At 38.9% G+C, this 23,152-nt stretch carries 19 protein-coding genes; 15 read left to right on the top strand and 4 right to left on the bottom strand.

The window, feature by feature from the left end:
- Nucleotides 1-3: 3 nt before the first annotated feature.
- Nucleotides 4-942 carry a GDP-L-fucose synthase gene (gene fcl, locus G9H65_RS02875; protein ID WP_166373932.1) on the bottom strand — a complete coding sequence of 313 codons (939 nt, stop codon included), beginning with the start codon at nt 940-942 and terminating at the stop codon, nt 4-6.
- Nucleotides 943-1,062: 120 nt separating this feature from the next.
- On the opposite strand from fcl, the gene G9H65_RS02870 reads away from it, so the two are divergent.
- The 4 genes from G9H65_RS02870 to G9H65_RS02855 are packed head-to-tail and all read left to right on the top strand — an operon-like array spanning nt 1,063 to nt 4,578.
- Nucleotides 1,063-2,001 carry a toxin-antitoxin system YwqK family antitoxin gene (locus G9H65_RS02870; protein ID WP_166373819.1) on the top strand — a complete coding sequence of 313 codons (939 nt, stop codon included), beginning with the start codon at nt 1,063-1,065 and terminating at the stop codon, nt 1,999-2,001.
- Nucleotides 2,001-2,360 carry a hypothetical protein gene (locus G9H65_RS02865; RefSeq protein WP_166373818.1) on the top strand — a complete coding sequence of 120 codons (360 nt, stop codon included), beginning with the start codon at nt 2,001-2,003 and terminating at the stop codon, nt 2,358-2,360. The genes G9H65_RS02870 and G9H65_RS02865 overlap by 1 nt, the downstream gene beginning before the upstream one ends.
- 44 nt (nt 2,361-2,404) lie before the next feature.
- The gene (locus tag G9H65_RS02860) at nt 2,405-3,934 is read left to right on the top strand and encodes a SulP family inorganic anion transporter (protein ID WP_166373817.1); all 1,530 of its coding nucleotides are present in this window, start codon (nt 2,405-2,407) and stop codon (nt 3,932-3,934) included.
- Between the two features lie 2 nt (nt 3,935-3,936).
- On the top strand, nt 3,937-4,578 hold the full coding sequence (locus tag G9H65_RS02855; RefSeq protein WP_166373816.1) for a carbonic anhydrase: 642 nt from the start codon (nt 3,937-3,939) through the stop codon (nt 4,576-4,578).
- Here the strand turns inward: G9H65_RS02855 and aspS are convergent.
- Nucleotides 4,573-6,333 (bottom strand): aspartate--tRNA ligase, encoded by a 1,761-nt coding sequence (aspS, locus tag G9H65_RS02850; RefSeq protein WP_166373815.1) that lies wholly within the window; start codon nt 6,331-6,333, stop codon nt 4,573-4,575. The two genes, G9H65_RS02855 and aspS, sit on opposite strands and share 6 nt — an antisense overlap.
- A gap of 105 nt (nt 6,334-6,438) precedes the next feature.
- Between aspS and crtD the strand changes: the two genes are divergently transcribed.
- Together crtD and G9H65_RS02840 are read left to right on the top strand one after the other, a co-directional pair.
- Nucleotides 6,439-7,908 (top strand): 1-hydroxycarotenoid 3,4-desaturase CrtD, encoded by a 1,470-nt coding sequence (gene crtD, locus G9H65_RS02845; RefSeq protein WP_166373814.1) that lies wholly within the window; start codon nt 6,439-6,441, stop codon nt 7,906-7,908.
- A gap of 22 nt (nt 7,909-7,930) precedes the next feature.
- Nucleotides 7,931-8,404, top strand: coding sequence for a DUF4293 domain-containing protein (locus tag G9H65_RS02840; RefSeq protein ID WP_166373813.1), 474 nt, complete (start codon nt 7,931-7,933; stop codon nt 8,402-8,404).
- 2 nt (nt 8,405-8,406) lie between these two features.
- Here the strand turns inward: G9H65_RS02840 and G9H65_RS02835 are convergent, their stop codons facing one another.
- Nucleotides 8,407-9,375 carry a KpsF/GutQ family sugar-phosphate isomerase gene (locus tag G9H65_RS02835; RefSeq protein WP_166373812.1) on the bottom strand — a complete coding sequence of 323 codons (969 nt, stop codon included), beginning with the start codon at nt 9,373-9,375 and terminating at the stop codon, nt 8,407-8,409.
- Nucleotides 9,376-9,463: 88 nt separating this feature from the next.
- Between G9H65_RS02835 and G9H65_RS02830 the strand changes: the two genes are divergently transcribed.
- The 9 genes from G9H65_RS02830 (at nt 9,464) to ribD (ending at nt 21,811) form a co-directional block, all read left to right on the top strand.
- Nucleotides 9,464-11,782 (top strand): RecQ family ATP-dependent DNA helicase, encoded by a 2,319-nt coding sequence (locus G9H65_RS02830; protein ID WP_166373811.1) that lies wholly within the window; start codon nt 9,464-9,466, stop codon nt 11,780-11,782.
- An 8-nt stretch (nt 11,783-11,790) separates the two neighbouring features.
- The gene (gene purD / locus G9H65_RS02825; RefSeq protein ID WP_166373810.1) at nt 11,791-13,077 is read left to right on the top strand and encodes a phosphoribosylamine--glycine ligase; all 1,287 of its coding nucleotides are present in this window, start codon (nt 11,791-11,793) and stop codon (nt 13,075-13,077) included.
- Between the two features lie 24 nt (nt 13,078-13,101).
- Nucleotides 13,102-14,505 (top strand): PSP1 domain-containing protein, encoded by a 1,404-nt coding sequence (locus G9H65_RS02820; RefSeq protein ID WP_166373809.1) that lies wholly within the window; start codon nt 13,102-13,104, stop codon nt 14,503-14,505.
- On the top strand, nt 14,480-14,965 hold the full coding sequence (locus G9H65_RS02815; RefSeq protein WP_166373808.1) for a gliding motility lipoprotein GldH: 486 nt from the start codon (nt 14,480-14,482) through the stop codon (nt 14,963-14,965). Before G9H65_RS02820 ends, G9H65_RS02815 begins: the two co-directional genes overlap by 26 nt.
- Before the next feature lie 4 nt (nt 14,966-14,969).
- Nucleotides 14,970-15,452, top strand: a complete 483-nt coding sequence (locus G9H65_RS02810; RefSeq protein WP_166373807.1) for an Lrp/AsnC family transcriptional regulator — start codon at nt 14,970-14,972, stop codon at nt 15,450-15,452.
- Nucleotides 15,453-15,524: 72 nt separating this feature from the next.
- Nucleotides 15,525-16,622, top strand: coding sequence for an efflux RND transporter periplasmic adaptor subunit (locus tag G9H65_RS02805; protein WP_166373806.1), 1,098 nt, complete (start codon nt 15,525-15,527; stop codon nt 16,620-16,622).
- A gap of 8 nt (nt 16,623-16,630) precedes the next feature.
- Complete coding sequence (locus G9H65_RS02800) at nt 16,631-17,677, top strand: glycosyltransferase family 9 protein (protein WP_166373805.1); 1,047 nt, start codon at nt 16,631-16,633, stop codon at nt 17,675-17,677.
- Nucleotides 17,678-17,685: 8 nt separating this feature from the next.
- A complete protein-coding gene (locus G9H65_RS02795) occupies nt 17,686-20,790 on the top strand; it encodes an efflux RND transporter permease subunit (protein ID WP_166373804.1) in 3,105 nt (1,034 codons plus the stop codon).
- Nucleotides 20,783-21,811 carry a bifunctional diaminohydroxyphosphoribosylaminopyrimidine deaminase/5-amino-6-(5-phosphoribosylamino)uracil reductase RibD gene (ribD, locus tag G9H65_RS02790; protein WP_166373803.1) on the top strand — a complete coding sequence of 343 codons (1,029 nt, stop codon included), beginning with the start codon at nt 20,783-20,785 and terminating at the stop codon, nt 21,809-21,811. Before G9H65_RS02795 ends, ribD begins: the two co-directional genes overlap by 8 nt.
- Here ribD and G9H65_RS02785 read toward each other — a convergent pair.
- A complete protein-coding gene (locus G9H65_RS02785) occupies nt 21,803-23,125 on the bottom strand; it encodes an Nramp family divalent metal transporter (RefSeq protein WP_166373802.1) in 1,323 nt (440 codons plus the stop codon). The genes ribD and G9H65_RS02785 overlap by 9 nt on opposite strands.
- Nucleotides 23,126-23,152: the final 27 nt, after the last annotated feature.

Below are 23,152 nucleotides of genomic sequence, written 5' to 3'. Positions count from 1 at the left end.
TTCCTATTTCCTCGATTTAGGGTTTTGTAAAAAATCTTGATAAGCTAATTGAATACCATCAAGCAACTCGACTTCATGTTTCCATCCTAATTGATGCAATTTAGAAACATCCATCAGTTTTCTTGGAGTTCCATCAGGTCTGGACGTATCCCAGTGAATTGCTCCTTCAAAACCTATAATTTTTTTAACCATTTCAGCTAATTCCAAAATACTGACATCTTCACCTGTTCCTATATTGACAAATTCAGACTCATTGTAATTTTCCATGAGGTACAAACAGGCCTTGGCTAAATCGTCTGCATATAAAAATTCTCGTTTGGGTGAACCCGTACCCCAAAGGGTAATTGATTCATCTCCACGTAATTTTGCTTCGTGAAATTTTCGAATCATGGCGGGTAAAACATGTGAATTCTCTAAATCGTAATTGTCATTCATGCCATATAAATTGGTAGGCATGACGGAAATAAATTGACAGCCGTATTGAGCACGGTAGGCCTCACACATCTTAATGCCAGCTATTTTAGCTATGGCGTATGGTTCGTTGGTCGGCTCTAAAAAACCACTCAATAAATACGATTCTTTCAATGGTTGAGGGGCCATTTTGGGATAAATACAAGAAGAACCTAAAAACATGAGTTTCTTAACTTGATGAACAAAAGAAGCGTGAATAACGTGGTTTTGAATTGCTAGATTTTCATATAGAAAATCAGCCCGATAGGTGTTATTAGCCACAATCCCCCCAACTTTAGCGGCAGCTAAAAAAACATAATCAGGCTTTTCTTGAGCAAAAAAGGTATCTACGGCCGCTTGATTCCTCAAATCTAATTCGGCAGAAGTACGCAGAATTAAATTGGAATAACCTTGTGCGAGTAAGTGCCTAAGGATGGATGATCCCACCATTCCTCGATGCCCCGCAACGTATATTTTAGCTTCTTTTTCCAATGAATTCACTTTTTGTTTATTAAATGCAGCTTAAGAGTGTAAAAATACATAAAAGCAGGTTCTAATTATTTAAATTCTTAATTTGCGAAATAATTTTGCTGTGCTTTCGTTCCTCCTCACATGACTAAATCGTTCTTAACATTGGGCTTGAGTTTATTAGTGCTTGGATATTTTCCAAGTCAAGGGCAAAATAATGCCTTGCAGACTAGTAAAAAACCTACTATGGATAGCAGTCAAAAAAATAAAAGTTCCCTTCAGCGTATTTCCGAACTAGGAGGCAAAACCAAGGATGAAAGTGCTAATTGGAAAAAAGAAAGTAAGGCGATTTTATCTGAATTAGGAATAGAGAACATCGGTTCTAAACTAAAAAATAGCTCAAAAAAGAAGAAAGTTGAGATTAAAGATGAATACTTGGGCATCAAAACGGAACGACGAATAGGTACCTACGGAAGTGGTAATAGAACGACAGTAGAAGAACTCAATGTTGTAAAATACGTAGAAGACGAAGCGGTAAGCCCCTATAGCCAAGAAATTTGGTGGTATGATCCTGCACAATCGAGGGTGGTAAATTCCCCCATCAAAGACAGTAAAAATGCTCAAATTTGCCATGGTCCTTACCGCAAATTTGTACATGAAAATTTAGTTGAGGAAGGGCATTTTTTTATGGGAGTGAAAGATGGTCGTTGGGAAAATTATGGTCAAGAGTTTGAATTAGAGAATAAGCAATATTATAAAAAAGGCTTTCCTGCTGAATCCATCATTTCTTATTATGATAAAGAGCAAAAAAAGATAAAAGAAGTTATCCCCAAAACATATGGTAAAATTGCGGGACAGTTTTTATCTTTTTATCCCAATGGACTTCTCAAGGAAGAAGGAAAACTAGATGACAGTGTCAAGGTGGGTCGATGGAGAGAATATCATGAAAAGGGAAGTGGAGGAAGATTAAAAAAAGAATGGCGTTATGGAAAGGATAAATTTGATAACTTTACGCCAGTACTCGTGCAAGAGAGAGATAATCAAGCAAAAATTATCTTTCAGAGTACCCAGAAATTTGATTAATGAAACAGCTCGGTTTTACTTTATTGGCCTTTGCCTTCTTGATGGTAGCTACGGTGTACTCGCAGCTTAATTCCATCACGGCTGTGTCAACCATACCTGTTTCAAAAACCAGCCTTAAAACAGATAATTTAGAATCCAAAATGTTCATGGCCATGTGGGTTGAACTTTGTGAAGAGGAGGAAGAAGAGGAAGAAGAAGTTAGCAAAGCACAGCATGTTTTATCTCTTTTCCACACACAGGAAAATTCAAAATTCATATTTTTTTCGGAATCCATTCAAGATCCTCATGCTTTTCAGCCTTTTAGGCTAAGAAATCCGCATGTACAAAGCTTTTCCCCTCCTCCTGATATACGTGGATAATCTCTATTTGAATTTATTGTAGATTTCAATCAAACCACACGTATATGTCTTTCAAAAATTATCTCCAATCCTTTGCACAAGGGGATTGGAAGTCTGGAATTGCGGTATTTTTAGTCGCATTACCATTATGCCTAGGAATTGCTTTAGCGTCCGGCGCACCATTATTAGCCGGATTAATTGCTGGTATTATTGGGGGAATCATTGTTTCTTGGATTTCCGGATCCCAATTATCTGTCAGTGGACCTGCGGCAGGTTTAACGATTATCGTGGCAAATGCCATACTTGATTTAGGTTCTTTTGCTGGCTTTTTACTCGTTGTTATTTTAGCTGGTATTATCCAAGTTATTTTAGGATTAGCTAAAATGGGCAAACTGGGCAGCTTTTTCCCTTCATCTGTCATCCGAGGGATGCTCGTGGCCATCGGAATTGTCATCATTTTAAAACAAATCCCACATGCTATAGGAGATGATTTAGATTTTATTGGCGAATTTGAGTTTAACCAAAGTGCAGATGGCCAAAATACTTTTAGTGAACTCATTAGTTCCCTCTTATCCATCAACCCAGGTGCATTGATTATTGCACTTAGTGGCTTAGTTTTACTATTTTCTTGGACCCCTTTAAGTAAAAAATTACCCCTTCTTTCCCAACTTCCCGCTTCCTTATTTGTGGTGATTTTAGGTGTGCTTATCAATAACGCTTATGAAATTTGGATGCCTGAGTGGTTTTTAGGTAATTCCAAAGAGCATATGGTGGGATTACCCCTTTTTTCTAATTTCGCAGAAATCGGACAAGCTATGGTTTTCCCAGATTGGGAATTTCTAAGTAATCCCAAGATTTATACGCTGGCTGTTACCCTAGCGTTAGTTGCCAGCTTGGAATCCTTGTTATCTTTAGAAGCGACAGATTCCTTAGACCCAGCTAAAAGAATATCTTCCGCAGACCGTGAATTGGTAGCTCAAGGTGTTGGAAACATTTTTTCTGGATTCTTAGGAGGGCTACCCATTACTTCGGTAATTGTTCGATCCTCCACCAATGTTTATGCCGGAGGAAAGAGTAAAATGTCTGGATTCTTTCATGGAATTCTCTTATTGTTGGCCGTTTTATTATTGCCCCAATATTTAAATAAAATACCCTTGGCATGTTTGGCTAGTATTTTGCTTTACACAGGATATAAACTAGCTCATCCAAGCCAATTCCAAAAAGTCATTTCTGAAGGCTGGAAACAGTGGATACCATTTTTAATCACCATCATTGTCGTGGTTATGGTTGATTTATTATGGGGTATTTTTGTGGGGACTATCGTTGGCATTGGTTTTGTGATTGTAACCAACTATTCTTCCGTGTTTTCGGTATTTAGCAGTCAAAATGAAATTTTGATAAAATTCCAAAAAGACGTCACATTTTTACACAAAATGGCTTTGAAAGAAACTTTCCGTAAAATCCCTCCTGGCTCAGAAGTGTATATTGACACCACGAAAGTTCATTTTATGGACCATGATATTCAATTATTAATTCAAGAATTTATTAACACTGCTCACGAAAGAGGTATAGAAGCCGAAATCAAAAAGAAATAAACATGAAAGAATATAAAAAACTCTTATTAAGTAATAAAGCCTGGGCCTCTGAAAAATTAGCGATAGATGAACATTATTTTGATGATCTATCCAAAGACCAAAAACCTCTTTTTCTTTGGATAGGTTGTGCGGATAGCCGGGTGCCAGCTGAGGAAATCACTCATGCCAACCCTGGAGATATCTTTGTTCATAGGAATGTGGCCAATATGGTAGTTCATACCGACATGAATCTACTTTCTGTGCTACAATATGCCGTGGAGGTTTTACAAGTTAAACATGTGATTGTTTGTGGTCACTATAATTGTGGAGGTGTACGCGCCGCTATGACCAACAAAGATTATGGTCTAATCAATAAATGGCTTAGAAATATCAAGGAAGTTTATGAAAAGAATTTCAAAGAAATCCACGCACTTCCTAGTGAAAAAGAACAGTTTGATCGATTGGTAGAATTGAACGTAAAAGAACAAGTGCTAAACTTGGCCAAAACGACCATCATTCAGAAAGCTTGGAAGCAATTCGAATACCCATACCTACATGGCTGGGTATTCGATATGCATCACGGAGAGATTAAAGAGATCTTGAACATTGATCCAAATGAATGGCAAAGTTCGGTGTTCTCCTTCAATTTCGACGAAGAATTATAAATCCGTCTTAATTTTCAATTCCTTTAACTGTGCAGGGGCAAGGGGTGATGGTGAGTCAATCATCACATCCCTACCTGCATTGTTTTTAGGGAATGCGATGTAATCGCGGATTGATTCCGAACCTCCAAACAGAGAACAAAGTCGGTCAAAACCAAAGGCTAAACCACCATGTGGAGGTGCACCATACTCAAACGCATCCAATAAAAAGCCAAATTGCGCTTTTGCTTCATCTTCTGTAAAGCCTAAAACCTTGAACATGGTCGATTGAAGCTCTTTTTGGAAGATACGAATGGAGCCTCCACCAACTTCCACGCCATTCACCACTAAATCGTAGGCATTGGCTCTTACTTGACCCAAATCTCCCGCCATCATTAAAGGAATATCCTCTGGTTTAGGACTTGTAAATGGATGGTGCATGGCAAACCAGCGATTTTCTTCCTCGCTGTATTCCAACAATGGAAAATCAACTACCCAATGTACTTTATAATTGTTTGGATCACGCAATCCCATGCGAGTACCCATTTCTAATCTCAATTCATTCAATTGCTTACGCACCTTATCCCCTTCTCCGCTTAAAATCAACATCAAATCACCTGGCTCAGAATTAAATGCCGAAGACCATTTTTTCAAATCCTCTTCTCCGTAAAATTTATCTACAGAAGACTTCAATCCATCTGCTTGATGACGAACATAAATTAATCCTTTAGCTCCAATTTGTGGCCGACGAACAAAATCCGTTAACTCATCTACCTGCTTGCGCGTATATTCTGCAGCCCCTTTCACACAAATACCAATCACGTGCGAAGCCGAATCAAACACTTGGAAATCCTTACCTGTGGTCAAGTCTTGTTCTTCCCCTTTCAATTCCACAAAATGCATATCAAAACGAATATCTGGTTTATCAGAACCATAATATTTCATCGCATCAGCATAGGTCATTCGAGAAACTTCTCCAATATCCAATCCCTTCACTTGTAAAAACAAATGACGGATCAAACCTTCAAACATATTCAAAATATCTTCCTGTTCAACGAACGACATCTCACAGTCGATTTGTGTAAATTCAGGTTGTCTATCCGCTCTCAAATCCTCATCTCGGAAACATTTCACCAATTGATAATAACGATCAAATCCAGAAACCATCAGTAGTTGCTTGAAGGTTTGTGGAGATTGAGGTAAAGCATAAAATTCTCCTGGATTCATGCGAGAAGGCACCACGAAATCACGTGCTCCTTCTGGTGTAGATTTAATCAAAACGGGTGTTTCCACTTCAATAAAATCGGCATCATCTAAATAGCGTCTTACTTCTTTGGCTACGGTATGACGTAAACGTAAGCTTTCTCGAATAGGTGTACGACGTAAATCCAAGTAACGGTATTTCATACGTACATCCTCACCACCATCGGTCTCATCTTCAATCAAAAATGGAGGCAATTTGGCAGGATTTAATACGTTAATTTCACTTACTTTAATCTCGATATCTCCTGTAGCTAATTTATCGTTTTTAGCTAATCTTTCCACCACGACTCCTTTGGCTTCTACCACGAACTCTCTCCCTAAATTACGGGCCATAGTTAAGGCTTCTACACTGGATTTTCCCTCCTCTAACATCAACTGTGTGATACCATAGCGATCTCGTAAATCAACCCAAATCATCCCTCCTTTATCTCTTGTTCGCTGTATCCAACCACACAAGGTAACTTCTTGCCCTACATGATTCAATCGTAATTCGCCATTCGTATGAGTGCGTAGCATAGTTTATTCTCAGATTAAAAAAATTTGTGCAAAATTACGGAAAATATCCGTTTTAAACATTTTGTCCTTTTAATAAGTTAATCCCATTTGAGAAATATCATGACTATGAAACAAGTAGGGGTTGTTGGATCGGGAGTGGGTGGATTAGCTTTTGCTATACGTATGGCTTGTTTAGGACATCAGGTTCAGGTATTTGAAGCTAATTCATTTCCAGGTGGTAAATTATCGGAATTTCTAATACATGGATATCGGTTTGACGCTGGACCTTCCCTGTTTACCCTACCTCATTTGGTAGATGAACTATTCACGCTTGCCAATAAAAATCCGAGAGACTATTTTAATTATTCGCGATTACCTGAAGTTTGTCGATATTTTTGGGAAGACCATACCCGACTTTGTACCTTAGAAAACGCTGAGGATACAGCCCGTGAAATATCCAAAAACTTGGGAGAAAATGAGAAAAATGTCCATGAATTCATTCTCGGTTTACAAGAAAAATACCAAATCATTTCTGAACTTTTTCTAGAGAATTCCTTGCATCAACCAAGTACCTGGCTCAGTAAAAAAGCTTGGATTGGCTATCTAAATATCCCACGATTAGGCATGTTTTCCACCATGCATCAATTGCATAAAATCCGATTTAAAAACCCCAAAACGGTGCAATTATTTGACCGTTATGCCACTTATAATGGCTCAGATCCTTACCAAACACCTGCTACCCTATCCATTATTCCTCATTTGGAATACAATATTGGAGCCTTTTTCCCTAAGGGAGGCATGATTGCCATCACTCAATCTTTGTACCAACTCGCTACAGATTTAGGTGTGCAATTTCATTTTAATGAAAAGGTCGAGCGAATACTTTGTGAAAATAACCAAGCAATAGGTCTAGAAACCGCCCAAGGGAAATACCCATTCGACATATTGGCGAGCAATATGGATATTCGACCAACTTATCAAAAATTACTCCCTGATCAAATTCAACCTAAAAGGCTCCTGCAACAAGAAAAGTCGAGTTCTGGCATCATATTTTATTGGGGAATGAATAAACAGTGGGATGAATTGGGGGTACATAATATTTTCTTTTCCGAAAAATATCAAGAAGAATTCAAAGCCATATTCATGGACAAAAACTTGTCGGATGACCCCACTGTATACCTCCATATTTCTAGTAAAGTAGCCACAGAAGATGCCCCTGAAGGAGGAGAAAATTGGTTTATTTTAATCAATGCACCCGCCAACCAAGGTCAAAACTGGGATGAATTATTACAATTAACTCGGGAAAGAGTCATTCAAAAAATAAGTAGGGCATTGAGCGAAGATATCAGTTCCTACATTGTCGCAGAGGATTATTTAGATCCAAGAAGGATAGAAGAGCGTACTTCTTCTTCGGGTGGGGCCTTGTATGGAAATGCTTCCAATAATCGATTTGCGGCATTTTTACGTCATCCTAATTACCGCAGTGCCATAAAAAACCTATATTGGATAGGCGGAAGCGTGCATCCTGGAGGGGGAATTCCACTTTGCTTATCTTCTGCCAAAATTGCTTCCAAGCTTTTTCAAGAAAATGCGTAATTTCGCAGAAAATTGAAATATTATGATTCAAAGACCCCAATCTATTTTTTTACTCATCGTTGTTATTGCAGAGATCCTCGTGATAGCAGGCTGGCCATTATGGACCAAAACAGGCATGTCAGGTGAAACAGCCCAAGTATTTATATCGGAATGGACCTCTCAGATCCAAGGAAAAGCGCAGGTTGAAGCCAATTATATTCCACTCATTTTGACATTGATTTCAGTAGCCTTAACAGCCTACATTTTATTCCAATTCAAGAACAGAATGCGCCAAATGGCACTTGGATTAGTCAATTCCATGTTAATTGCAGCCACCATGGGCTATAGTTTTTATACCATCTACAAAAAAACAATCCCATTATTCAATCCAGAAATGCAAGGAGCCTATGACCTAGGTTTCTATGCCCTGATTGTAGCTCTTTTAGCCAATATGATTGCTAATCGTTTGATTCGTAAAGATGAAATGCTGGTCCAATCATCGAATCGAATGCGTTAATATTAAACGATTCCCTCACGTAAAAGGTCGTGGAGATGTATGAATCCCACGGCCTTTTCTTTTTCTAGAACGACCAATTGTGTGATATTTTTTTCTTGCATGATGGACAATGCCTCCGTAGCAAATGCATCAGATGAAATGGTTTTAGGATTGGGGTTCATCATGTGAACAATCTGAATATTCGCCCAGTCATGTTGTTTTTCCAACATTCGACGAACATCCCCGTCGGTAATAATTCCTAATAATTCCTCTTTCTCGTTCATCACGGTAGTGGCTCCTAAGCGCTTAGAGCTAATTTCATGAATAGCCTCTTGTATACTGGCTTGAGGTAAGATGTGAGGAAACTCATGCTGCGGGTAAATATCCGCCACTTTTAAATACAAACGTTTTCCCAAAGCCCCCCCTGGGTGATATTTGGCAAAATCTAAGGAAGTAAAACCTTTACATTCCAACAAGCATACGGCCAAGGCATCACCCAAAGCCAAGGCAACGGTGGTCGATGTAGTAGGAGCTAAATTCAATAAATCTGCCTCTGAATCCGCTTGAGCATGAAGAATAAAGTCGGACTGTTGCGCTAAATACGATTGTTTATTGGAAACCATCGCAATCAACGAAACCCCCAATCGCTTAATTAATGGCACTAAAACTTTGATTTCGGGTGTATCTCCTGACTTGGATATACAAATAACCGAATCTCCGCGTTGTATCATTCCCAAATCCCCGTGGATGGCATCTGCTGCATGCATAAACAAGGCAGGGCTTCCTGTGGAGTTCAGTGTAGCTACAATTTTTTGAGCAATTAAAGCGGATTTACCAATTCCGGTGAAGACAATCCTTCCTGGCTTAGCCAATAAATGTTCCACACAAGCTTCAAATTCAGAATTTATGGCAGCGCTAACTTGTAAAATAGCTTCTGCTTCTTGGGTTAAAACTTTTTTTGCTGTGGATTGAATATTTTTGTTTAATTTCAATTTTAGTAGAATTTGAGTACACAAAGTTAATTAACTAGTTACGAATAATTCTGCTACATTGTGAAACATACCAGTAGTTCCTAAAATTATGCCCATTCAAATTTCCAACGATACGTTAAAGGAGCATCTCAAGAAGACCTTTGGATTTAGCCAATTTCGTGGAGAACAGGAAGCTATCATCCAAAATACGCTTCAAGGGAATAATAGCTTTGTGCTCATGCCTACTGGAGCAGGTAAGTCACTTTGCTACCAACTTCCAGCTATCGTTATGCCTGGAACGGCCATTGTTATTTCTCCACTAATTGCATTAATGAAAAACCAAGTAGATCAAATGATCGCTTTTGGTATCAATGCTCAATTTTTAAACTCTTCTTTGACCCGCGCCGAAATGAATCGGGTTAAGAACGAAGTATTAAGTGGCGATGTGAAGTTATTGTATATTGCTCCTGAATCTTTGAATAAGCAGGAAAATCTCAACTTTTTACAACAAGCCAACATTTCATTTGTGGCCATTGATGAAGCACATTGTATTTCAGAATGGGGACATGATTTCAGGCCAGAATATAGAAAAATACGTGCCATCATTGAGTCAGTTGATGAAAAATTACCCATCATTGCATTGACAGCTACCGCTACTCCCAAAGTGCAATTGGATATTCAAAAGACATTGAACTTAGAAGATGCTCAGGTTTTTAAAACTTCATTTAATCGAAAAAACCTCTATTACGAAATACGATCCAAAAAGGACATTGACAAACAACTGATTCGCTACATCAAAAGTCATTCTGGCAAAGCAGGGATTATTTACTGTTTAAGTAGGAAACGAGTAGAAGAAATTGCGGATTTATTACATGTTAATGGCATCAAGGCGCTTCCCTACCATGCTGGCTTAGATCCTGCCATCCGCATGGCCAATCAAGAATCATTCTTGAATGAAGAAGTGGAAGTCATGGTAGCAACCATCGCCTTTGGTATGGGAATAGATAAACCCGATGTACGTTTTGTCATCCATTATGATGCTCCTAAATCTCTCGAAGGCTATTATCAAGAAACAGGCAGAGCGGGTAGAGATGGCTTGGACGGAACTTGTATCTTATTCTACACCTATGACGATATCTTAAAACTAGATAAGTTCAATAAGGATAAAGCGGTATCTGAAAAAGAGAACGCCAAATTATTATTGGCTGAAATGGTTTATTATGCCAATTTAGGTGTTTGCCGAAGAAAACAATTACTCAACTATTTTGGGGAATACATGGCAGAAAATTGTGGCTTTTGCGACAACTGCCTACATCCTACGCCAACCTTCAAGGCTGAACGAGAAGTGGTTTTAGTTTTACAGGCTGTCCAAGAAACAGAAGAGAAATTTGACGCCGAACACATTGCAGATGTGTTAGAAGGCAAAGTAAATCAATACGTTCAAAGTTACGATCAAGACAAACTACCAGTATTTGGTGCAGGAAAAACTGTTTCTTGGAATACTCCAGCTGTGGAGGACGATGACGATGATGATAATGAAGATGAGGATGAAGACAATCCAACTCCTAAGAAACCGAAACTAAAAAAGAAATCTCAAAAGGAACATCAGAAAGACGATGAGAAGTCGCCTTGGATTTCATTTATCAAACAAATCACCATACATGGTTATTTAGTTAAGGATATTGAAAATTATGGCGTTTTAAAATTAAGCGAAAAAGGGCTCAATTTCATTCAAGATTCATATCCGGTTACTTTCTCCAGAGATCATGATTATGAGAAAGAGGCTGAACCAGATGAAAATGATGAGTTGAATGCAGGAGTAGGAGCAAAAGCCTATGATGATGCTTTATTTGAATTATTAAAAAACCTTCGCAAGAAATTAGCCAAGGAAAAAAACCTTCCTCCTTACGTCATTTTCCAAGATCCTTCTTTGGAGGAAATGGCCACCACCTATCCAAGTACTCAAGAGGAAATGGCCCAAATTAATGGGGTAGGTATGGGGAAAGTGATCAAGTTTGGTAAGCCATTCTTGGATGTCATTAACCGCTATGTGGATGAAAATGAGATTGAAACGGCTCGAGAGGTGGTGGTTAAATCTACTGTCAATAAGTCAAAAATCAAGATTTACATCATCCAGCAAGTGGATCGTAAAATTGATTTAGATGACATTGCTTATCAAAAAGAGTTAAGCATGGCGGAATTAATTGAAGAAATAGAAGCCATTTGTTATTCAGGAACAAAATTGAATTTGGATTATTACATCAACCAAGTCATTGAACCAGATAAACAAGAAGAAATCTATGATTACTTCTTAAGTTCTGATACCGATAATATTACCGAAGCATTAGATAATTGCAACATAGACGATGTCAGTGAAGAAGAGTTGCGATTGATGCGCATTAAATTTTTAAGTGAACTAGCCAATTAACGAATATTATGAATGTATTACTTTTGGGATCCGGAGGAAGAGAACATGCATTTGCCTGGAAAATATCCCAAAGTCCATTATTAAGTCAATTATACATAGCCCCAGGAAACCCTGGTACGGCCCAATTGGGCATTAATTTACCCTTTGGTTTTTCTGATTTCACAGCGATAGTTGAGGCCATCAGAACCCATCAAATAGAATTGGTGATTGTTGGCCCAGAGGAGCCTTTAGTGAAAGGCGTTCGTGATTTTATTGAATCACAAGAAGATCTTCAACATGTGGGTATCGTGGGCCCAGGTGCCTTAGGAGCACAATTAGAAGGAAGTAAAGATTTTTCTAAAAACTTCATGCATGCACATGGTGTTCCCACTGCAGCCTCCAAAACTTTTACTAAGGATAATGGAGAAGAAGGCCTTGCCTATTTGGCGAACCAGTCGTTACCCATTGTTTTAAAAGCAGATGGATTGGCCGCAGGTAAAGGTGTGATCATTGCACAAAGCCATGCTGAAGCTGAAAAAGCATTCAAAGAAATGATTTATGATGCCAAATTTGGCGAAGCCAGTTCTAAGGTTGTTGTTGAACAGTTTCTACGAGGCATTGAGCTTTCCGTTTTTGTGTTGACAGATGGTGAAAACTATGTGGTTTTACCAGAGGCTAAAGATTATAAACGGATTGGCGAAAATGATGAAGGCTTGAATACAGGGGGTATGGGAGCTGTTTCTCCAGTTCCATTTGCTACTGAGCGATTCATGGAATTGGTTAAACAAAAAGTGATTGAACCAACCATCCAGGGTCTGAAAACCGACAACATTCCTTACCAAGGTTTTATCTTCATTGGCTTAATGAACCATGAGGGAGAACCTTATGTGATTGAATACAATGCCCGCATGGGAGATCCTGAAACAGAGGTAGTATTGCCAAGAATCGAATCAGATTTCTTATCTTTGCTTCTTGCGGCTGCTCAAGGGAAGTTGAATAACGAAAGTTTACAAATTTCTAATCAATATGCCGTTACGACCATGGTCGTAGCAGGTGGTTATCCTGAAGATTACCGAAAAGGGGATATCATGACGGGCATGGAGAAAATAGAAGAAGCCCTAGTATTTCATGCTGGGACCCGTGAGCAAGACGGACAAATTGTTACCTCGGGAGGCCGAGTAATGGCCCTAACAGGCACTTCAAATACCTTGGAAAGAGCCATTCAAAAGTCTCAAAAGGCGGCTCAAACCATACAATTTGAAGGAAAAAACTTTAGACGAGATATTGGTCTCGATGTATTACGATATAAGTCGTAATGAGGCCGATTGACACATATACTTATGGCATGTAAATCGTGTTCAACTGGATCATGTGGATCCAAGGCATCAACAGAAGGTGCAGTTTCAGGCTGCCAAAGCAATGGAAGTTGTGGTACAGGTGCTTGTAATAAAATGAACGTTTTTGATTGGTTATCCGACTTGGATGTACCACAATTTCAACGTTTCCATGTAGTTGAAGTAAAATTCAAAGCCGGGCGAAAAGAGTATTTTCGTAATCCAAATCAGCTAGCCTTACATACAGGAGATTCCGTTATGGTAGATTCTTCATCTGGCATACAGCTGGGCGTAGTTTCTCTTCAAGGGGAGCTGGTGCGTTTACAATTGTTAAAAAAAGGCATCAAAGACGACGATAATCTTAAAGATATCTTGCGCATAGCTACGGAAAAAGATGAAGAAAAACATCGTAATTCCTTAGAAAGAGATTTACCTACGCTTTATCGTACTCGCCAGATTATTGGGGATTTAAAGTTGAACATGAAGCTTTCCGATGTCGAGTTTCTTTCGGATGGGACAAAAGCCGTATTTTATTATTCTTCAGACGACCGTGTTGATTTTCGTGAGTTAATCAAATTGTTAGCTACCGAATTTAAAATCCGAGTGGAAATGAAGCAGATTTCGCTGCGTCAGGAAGCAGGTAGATTAGGTGGAATTGGGGTTTGTGGAAGAGAGTTGTGTTGTTCTACTTGGCTTACCGACTTCAAAAATGTGACAACCTCGGCAGCTAGGTATCAAAATCTTTCCTTGAATCCCGTTAAATTAAGTGGACAGTGTGGCCGTTTAAAATGTTGTCTCAATTACGAATTGGAGACCTACATGGATGCCTTGAAAGATATTCCGACTATTGAGGGCCGTATAAAAACCAAGCGAGGAGATGCTATTTTACAAAAAACGGACATCTTCAAACGTATGATGTGGTTTGGTTATGTTGGCGAAGAATCCATATGGATTCCTGTTACCTGTGACCGAGTGAAAGAAATTATTGATTTAAATAAAAAAGGTATCATTCCTGATTCCTTCGAAAATCTAAATCCAGATGTACCCGTACTTGAAAAACCGACTTTATCTGAGTTGAATTCAGATTTAGACAGGATGGACAAAAAATACGGTAAGGGAAAACCTAGTGGTCAACGCTCCGATAATCCAAGGAGAAATAATGGAGATCAAAAAGCACGTGGCAATTTTCAAAAAGGAAATAAGAGCCCAGGAAATAACCCAAATAGGCCCCAAAACAAGCCTGAAGGTAGCACGGATCGTCCTGAAAACAGAGTGAAGCTCCCTGTCAATACTACTCCAGAAGGGGCAGAGAATGCAGGAGATGCAACACCAAAACCATTTAAAAAGAAGTTCAAAAAGAAATTTAAACCCAGACCACCTAGAAATGGCCCTGAGACGCCCACTGCTTAAAAGCTTACTGTTATTTTTTTCCTTGGGCTTTTTAATCGCTTGTCAAGGGGATCAGGTATTTGACCAAACAAGCAAAATGGGAGAGCAAGGCTGGACACAAAAAAATCAGATTAGCTATCCTTTTGAAATTAATGATTTGGATAAATCGTATAGGTTGTTTGTAGCTTTACGACAGTCCAATGATTACCCATTCAATAATTTTTATTTTATTCCCAAAGTAATGGGAGCAGATGGGAAAATTATCAAACAGGCCTTAGCAGAAGCCATTTTGTATGACCCAAAATCAGGAAAAGCTAAAGGAGAAGGATTGGGAGATATTTATAGTCACAAGTTCTTGATTTTTAAAAATTTAAAATTTCCTAAAAAAGGAAAGTATAGTTTACAACTTTCGCATGACATGCGAACGGATACCTTAGCTGGAATTATTTCTATTGGAGCCTCTTTAGTCCCTAACCCCTGATTCCATGTCCAAGATTGATGATATTGATAAGCAAATCCTCGCATTTTTACATGAAGATGCCTACATGTCCAACAAGGACATGGCTCAACGCTTAGGCATGAGTCCAACTCCTATCCATGAACGGATCAAACGCATGGAAAAGGATGGGGTAATTACGGGATATAAGGCCACGATCAATCCCAATAAATTAGGAAAATCCCTAACGGTATTTTGCGATATCTCCTTGAAAGAACATGCGGCCGAATACCTCAAACAGTTTGAAGAAGATGTCATGAATTTATTGGAAGTGCAGGAATGTTATTGCGTTTCTGGCCACAGTGATTTCTTGCTTAAAATCGTGGTGGCTGATATGGATGAATATCGAGATTTTATCCTACATAAACTGGCGAGTATCAAGAATATTGGCAATGCACAAAGTCACTTTGTGATGAATCAAATAAGAAATGAAAGCATTTTACCTTGGTTAAATCAAGAAAAAACTAGATAAACCTATAAATTGGGTTAGATGCACGAATAAAATTACCTAACTTGAACTATTAACATCGTTTGAATTGACCTTATGAACAAGATTACAAAAACAATCGTCAGCCTATTAGTAATCACTTTAATATTAGGCATCGCCTTTTACCCTAAGGTAAAAAAGACTTTTTTTGCTCAAAAGAAAGAAGAAGGTAAAGAAAAAGGCAAAGGTGGGCCTGGAGGAGGAAAAGGCGGCAAAACTACTGTGGTAGTCACGGTGATTAAAACAACACGTCTAGATGACATGATCAATTCAACGGGAAGTATTTTACCTAATGAAGAGGTAGAAATTCGCTCTGAGATTGCTGGAAGAATTAATCAGTTAAATATCAAAGAGGGTGATGTAGTTCAAAAAGGAACTGTTTTATTACATATCAACGATGATGATTTGCAGGCTCGTTTGAAAAAATTAGGCTATAACAAAAAATTAGCGGAAGATAATGAAGCCCGTCAAAAGGTCTTACTTCAAAAAGAAGCCATCTCTCAAAGAGAATATGATATTGCGGTGAATTCAGTCAATACCATCTCTGCTGATATTGAAGACCTAAAAGCACAAATTTTAAAAACAACCATCCGTGCTCCATTCTCAGGTACCATTGGTTTCCGCTATGTCAGCATGGGTAGTTATATCTCGCCGACGACTAAAATTGCGACATTAACGAATACCAATCCAGCTAAAATAGAATTTTCTATACCAGCTAAATACGCTTCTCAAATTCGCAAAGGTAATACCATTGAATTTGAGACAGAAAATGAGACTAAAACCTATACCGGTAAGGTTTACGCCATTGATCCAAAGATTGACCCTTTAACTCGTACACTCCAAATAAGAGCATTATCCCCTAATCCGGGTGGTGTTTTAGTTCCTGGAGCATTCGCTAAGGTCAATTTGATTCTAAAAACAAAAGGATCCGCCATTTTGGTACCTACAGAAGCCGTTATTCCTGAATCCAAAGGAAGTAAAGTATTTATCGTAAAGAATGGAAAAGCTGTTTCTACCAAGGTAGAATTAGGAACTCGTGGAGAGAAAACCGTGGAGATTTTATCAGGGCTATCCATTGGTGACACCTTGATTACCAATGGAATCATCCAGGTTAAACCCGATGGAGAAGTGGACATAAAAGAGGTTGTTCAATAACAAATAAGATGCCTAGCATTTACCTAAGTTCAGCTCTTTGGCAATTTAAATTCCGCAAATTAGGTTATTTATTTGCAGGTTTAAATGCCTATATACAGCTATGTGCTTGGGCAATATTCCAACGAATCTTCCAGCCCTCTCGACCACTTGTAGGAGTATTATTGGCACAACATCTTGGCGATATTGTGGCCTCTGAGCCTATTATACCTGCCTTACATGTTAAATATCCTCAAGCTAAAATTGTGTGGATTATTAAAGGCCATTTTAGACCTCTTTTGGAACACCATGCTGGAATCTACCGCTTAGTAAGCGAAGAAAATATGCTATTTAGTTATTTCTTAACGAAGTGGAATCCCTTTCAGTATTTTTTCAACCTTCACCTAAATGAATTAAGAAAAGATCCTTATTTCCATATTCCTTTAGAAAACGAGAAAGCAAAAGAACTGAATATCAACATTCATAATTACTATGACCAGCACAATTTATTGGAGAATTTTTCTCAATTAGCTGGGTTAGGATTAATCGCGGGACAACCCACGCTTTATTTACCTACTAAAAATTTCCCACTTCCTTTTGAAGGTAATTATTGGCTTATTCATCGGATCTCCAACGACCCTTGCCGAGAATGGACTGACGAAAATTGGATCAAATTAATCCAAGCAGCTATCCAAGAATGGGATGTTAATGTGGTGGAAATTGGCACAAGTCAAGGACTCGAATTTGAACATCCAAATTTCCTTTCTTTGGTAGGAAAAACCAGCGTAGAAGACAGTTTATTCCTCATCAAATCCGCCAGTTTTTTTATTGGAATCGACTCAGGACCAACACATTGTGCTAACGCCTTTCAAATTCCAGCACTGATTATGTTGGGAGAGTTTGCGGACTTTAAAAAATACATGTCCTATTCTGGAGCATATCAATTGAATCAAATTGCTAGCTTGGTGCATCATGAAAATGGTCCAGCAAAAGAATTAAGCTTTGACATCGTTTGGACTAAACTCCAGACTGCAGTGGAAGTCAATCATATTATATCAGAAATACCAAATCATAAATAATACATATTATGGCCTCTCTATCAGAAACCAGCATTAAACGACCCGTATTATCCATCGTAATGTCCATCACCATCATCGTGTTCGGTATCATTGGATATACCTATCTGGGCGTTCGTGAGTTCCCTTCTGTGGATCCTCCTGTAGTAACTGTTCAAACTTCCTACACGGGAGCCAATGCCGACATTATTGAATCTCAAATCACTGAACCATTGGAAGAATCCATCAATGGTATCGCTGGGGTTAGAACCTTAGCCAGTTCCAGTAGAGATGGTCGCTCTAGCATCACCGTGGAATTTGATTTAGCTGTCAATATCGAAGATGCTGCCAATGACGTACGTGACCGTGTCTCTAGAGCCATGGCGTTATTGCCAAAAGATGTGGACCCACCAGTGGTCGCCAAAGCAGATGCGGACGCTAGTCCAATCTACAATATCAATATCTTCTCAAAAACGCGGGGTCTTTTGGAGTTAAATGAATTAGCTACCAGAAATGTCAAGGAAAAATTCCAAACTATTCCGGGAGTTAGTTCCGTACAAATGTGGGGAGAGAAGAAATATGCCATGCGTATGCACATTGACCCAGAGCGTTTAGCCTCTTTTCGCTTAACCGCACCAGATATTGTTTCGGCATTAAGTAAGCAAAATATTGAATTACCCTCAGGTAGTATTGAAGGTGCAAATACCGAATTAACGGTTCGTACCCAAGGTAGAATGACTACTGTGGAAGATTTTAACAACCTGATTATCAAAGAACAAGATGGTCGCTCGGTAAAGTTTTCTGATGTAGGTTATGCTGAATTATCTCCTGAAAATGATAAGACCTTCTTTAAGCGTGATTTGACTCCCATGATTTCGATTGCGGTAATTCCTCAACCAGGATCCAATCAAATTGAAATTGTGGATGCAATCAACAGAAAACTACCACAAATTCGTCAAACCTTACCGCCAGACGTGGAGTTAAAAGAAGGTTTTGATAATACAAAATACGTACGTAAATCCTTGGTAGAAGTAGAAGAAACCATCCTGACGGCTATCTTATTGGTAACTATCATCATCTTCTTATTCTTGCGTGATTGGAGATCAACCTTGATTCCGCTAACCGCTATTCCAGTCAGCTTAATTGGCGTATTTTTCTTTATGTACTTAGTGGGTTTCTCGGTCAATGTACTAACCTTATTGGGTATTGTACTTTCCATAGGACTTGTAGTGGATGATGCTATTGTGGTATTGGAAAATATTTATTCCAAAATTGAAGATGGAATGACTCCATGGAAAGCCGCCTTAGAAGGTTCTAAAGAAATTTATTTTGCTGTAATTTCAACAACAATCACCCTAGCTGCGGTATTCCTTCCTGTTATTTTCTTACAAGGGATTACAGGTCGTTTATTCCGCGAATTTGGTATCGTAGTAGCGGGATCCGTGATCATTTCGGCCTTTGTTTCCTTGACCTTAACTCCTATGTTAAGTTCCAAATTATTAAAAGGCGGACATCATAAACCTTGGTTTTACCGAGTTACTGAACCTTTCTTTGTTTGGTTAACTGCCGCATACCAAGGGTCTTTGGAATCATTCTTAAAAATCCGCTGGATGGCTTGGGTTATTATGGTTTCTTTGATTGGTATCATTTATACCTTATTTAAATATGATGCTATTCCATCTGAATTAGCACCATTAGAAGATCGTGGTGCCCTTCGTATTAGTTCTACTGCACCAGAAGGTGCCACATTTGATTATATGTTGAACTATACCGATAAAATGGCCAAGTTTTTGATGGAAACGATTCCCGCAAAAGAACGCTATGCCATTTATGCCATTACGTCCCCTCCTTTTGGAAACGGTGCTGCCAACACAGGTAGTTTCCGTATTTTACTTGGCGATCCAGAAAAGAGAAGAACCCAACAAGAAATTTCAGATGAACTATCTCCAAAAATCAAAAAATTTACTGGAGCTAGATCGAACTTGATTCAAGAACCTACACTTTCCACAGGTCAGCGTGGTGGTGGAGGTATGCCCATTGCCTTTGTGGTGCAAGCACCTAACTTTGAGAGTTTGAAAAAAATCATGCCTCAGTTCCTAGCCAAGGTACGAGATAATCCAAAATTCGAAACATCCGACGTCAATTTGAAGTTTACCAAACCTGAATTGCGCATTGAGATTGATCGAGCCAAAGCTCAAAACTTAGGAATTGCCATTCAAGATATTGCTCAAACCCTACAACTTGGACTATCAGGACGGCGATTTGGATATTTCATCATGGATGGAAAACAATATCAAGTCATTGGACAAATCGATCGACCGATGCGTAATGATGTAAGTGATTTGAAATCGTTGTATGTAAAAAATAACCGGGGTGATTTAATTCAGTTAGACAACTTGGTGAAGATTACGGAACAAAGTACGCCTCCACAGCTTTACCGATATAACCGTTATGTAGCCGCCACAGTTCAAGCTCAAATGGCCAAAGGGGTAACCTTAGGTGAAGCTCTAACTGAGATGGACAAAATTGCTAAAGAAACACTAGATGTTTCCTTCTCTACGGCTTATGATGGACAAAGTAAGGAATTTAAAGAATCAAGTTCTTCTTTATTATTTGCCTTTGCTTTAGCTATCTTATTGATTTATTTAATTCTTTCTGCCCAGTTTGAAAGCTTCATTGATCCATTAATTATCTTATTTACCGTGCCTCTAGCCGTGGCAGGTGCCTTATTAACGTTGTGGGATTTCAGTCAAACACTGAATATCTTCTCACAAATTGGAATCATTGTGCTCATCGGCTTAGTAACCAAAAATGGTATTTTGATTGTGGAATTTGCTAACCAGCGAAAAGAGGCCGGATCTAATAAAATGTTAGCGGTACAAGAGGCTGCTATAGCGCGTTTCCGCCCCATTTTAATGACTTCACTTTGTACCATTTTAGGTATTTTACCGATTGCCCTTGCCTTAGGTTCTGGTTCTCAAAGTAGAGTGTCGATGGGTATTGCGGTCGTTGGAGGTATGTTATTTTCTACTACCTTAACCTTGTACATCATCCCAGCTATTTATAGTTACATGTCCAGTAACCTGAAGCACCAAGGAGAAAAAGAAGAAAGTCCTTCTTTGGTTGGTCATGAATAAACAAGAGATTTGGATGCAGCGCGCCTTGGATTTATCCCTATTGGGATCGGGGCTCGTTGCACCTAATCCCTTAGTAGGTTGTGTCATTGTTAAAAATGATCAAATTCTTGGAGAGGGATGGCACCAAGCCTATGGCCAAGCGCATGCGGAAGTCATGGCCATCAGGTCTTTAGCTAATCCCGAAGACAGCATCGGTTCCTCCGTTTATGCCAGCTTAGAGCCATGTTCTCATACAGGAAAAACCCCACCCTGTGCCGATTTATTGATTAAATCTCAAGTCAAAGAAGTCTTCATTTGCAACCTAGACCCAAATCCACTGGTTGCTGGTCAGGGAATAGAGAAATTAAAAGCTGCAGGAATTCAGGTTTTCCAGGGAATTTTGGAAAATAAAGGTGCCGAAATCAATCGACAATTTTTCACTTTTCACACCAAGAAACGACCCTACATTACCTTAAAATGGGCCGCTTCTCAAGATGGTTTTATTGCTCAAGAGGACGGAAATCCTGTAATATTTTCTAATCCACAAAGCCAGGCTTTGGTACACCAAATGCGAACTCAACACCAAGGAATATTGGTCGGTGCCGAAACCATTATCCAGGATAATCCACGTTTAAATGCTCGATTATGGCCTGGGAATAGCCCCATACGGATTGTATTGGACCCTCATGATCGTATCCCTAAAAACAGTCAAGTAGTACAAGATGGTCAAACCACATGGATCATTACTAAAAATACCAAAGCTGAAAATGGCCCCTGTCAATGGTATGCCATAGGAGAAAATTACCTTTTAGAAGATATTCTACAATTAGCCTATGAAAAAGGTTTGATTTCCATCTTAGTGGAAGGTGGCGCAAAAACCTTGACGGCATTCCTTCAGAGCGGGCTGTTTGACGAAGTTTGGAAACAAGAGAAAGACATGATCTTAGGAAAAGGCATTGCTGAGCCTCGAAACTCAATTAATTGGAAAAAAGGAATACAAATAGGTGAAGATAATAGTTGGTATCAGGCTGATTTAGGCTAGACCAAATATCTGCAATAATAAATAGACATTCAGACTTAAAATCACTGCACTAATTATCCAGGAAAGGGTAGTTAACCAAACAGGATTTACGAATTTTCCCATCTTAGCCTTATCACTAGTAAACCAAACCAAAGGGATGACAGCAAAGCTTAATTGCATGGAAAGAATCACTTGTGAAAAAACCAATAATTCACCTATCTTACCATCTCCCCAAATCCAAGTTATAAAAAAGGCGGGTAATATGGCCAACATTCGGGTGATTAATCGGCGCAACCATGGAGCTAATTTTAAATCAATAAAACCTTCCATGACGATTTGTCCAGCCAATGTACCCGTTAATGTGGCATTTTGACCTGAAGCTAATAAGGCAATAGCAAACAAGGCGGAGGCCCACTTACTACCCAAAACAGGGTCCAACAATTGATAAGCATCACGAATATCTGCCACGTGCGGCATTCCATTGATATGAAATGCAGATGCCGCTAAAATCAAAATTCCTGCATTGATAAAAAAGGCTAATCCCAAGGAAAGCGTTGAATCTATCGTAGCAAACTTAATGGCTTTGGTTTTATCTGATTCTGTATGGGCAAATGCTCTTGTTTGAACAATACTCGAATGTAAATACAGGTTGTGAGGCATCACCGTAGCACCCAAAATACCAATGGCCACGTATAACTGACTCGAATCTTGAAAAATAGATGCTTGCGGAACAAGTCCCTTCATCACACTTCCAATATCAGGTTGAGAAAGCAATAATTCATAGCCGAAGCATAGTGAAATCACTGCCAATAATGACATGACAATAGATTCCAGCACCCTGAAACCACGGTGCTGGAAGTATAAAATTAAGAACACATCCAATATGGTAATCAAAATACCATACAGAATTGGAATGTCAAAAAGTAAATTCAAGGCAAGAGCAGATCCTATAACTTCAGCTAAATCACATGCCACAATCGCTAATTCACATAGTATCCATAAAAAAATGGCTACTGGTTTTGAAAAAGCCTCCCCACATGCCTGTGCTAAATCTCGACCAGTTGAAACTCCCAATTTTAATGCTAAATGCTGCAATACAATGGCAAAAAGACTAGAAATAAATATGACTGACAATAAGGTATATCCAAATTGGGAACCTCCTGCTAAATCTGTAGCCCAGTTTCCTGGATCCATATATCCCACAGCCACCATAAATCCAGGGCCAATAAATGCGCGTAGGTTTTTCCAGAAACCAGGTCCTGAGTGAATGGGGATACTTCCGTACACCTCACTTAAAGAACGAGTCTTACCTTCTGATCGCCAAGCATTTGACATGGAAAAAATGATTTTATTACAAACAAA

The sequence above is a fragment of the Aquirufa ecclesiirivi genome (assembly GCF_011250515.1).
GTDB classification, from domain to species: Bacteria; Bacteroidota; Bacteroidia; order Cytophagales; family Spirosomataceae; genus Aquirufa; species Aquirufa ecclesiirivi.
The sequence above is the reverse complement of the archived record's forward strand: the minus strand, read 5'-3'. Positions and strand labels throughout refer to the sequence as shown.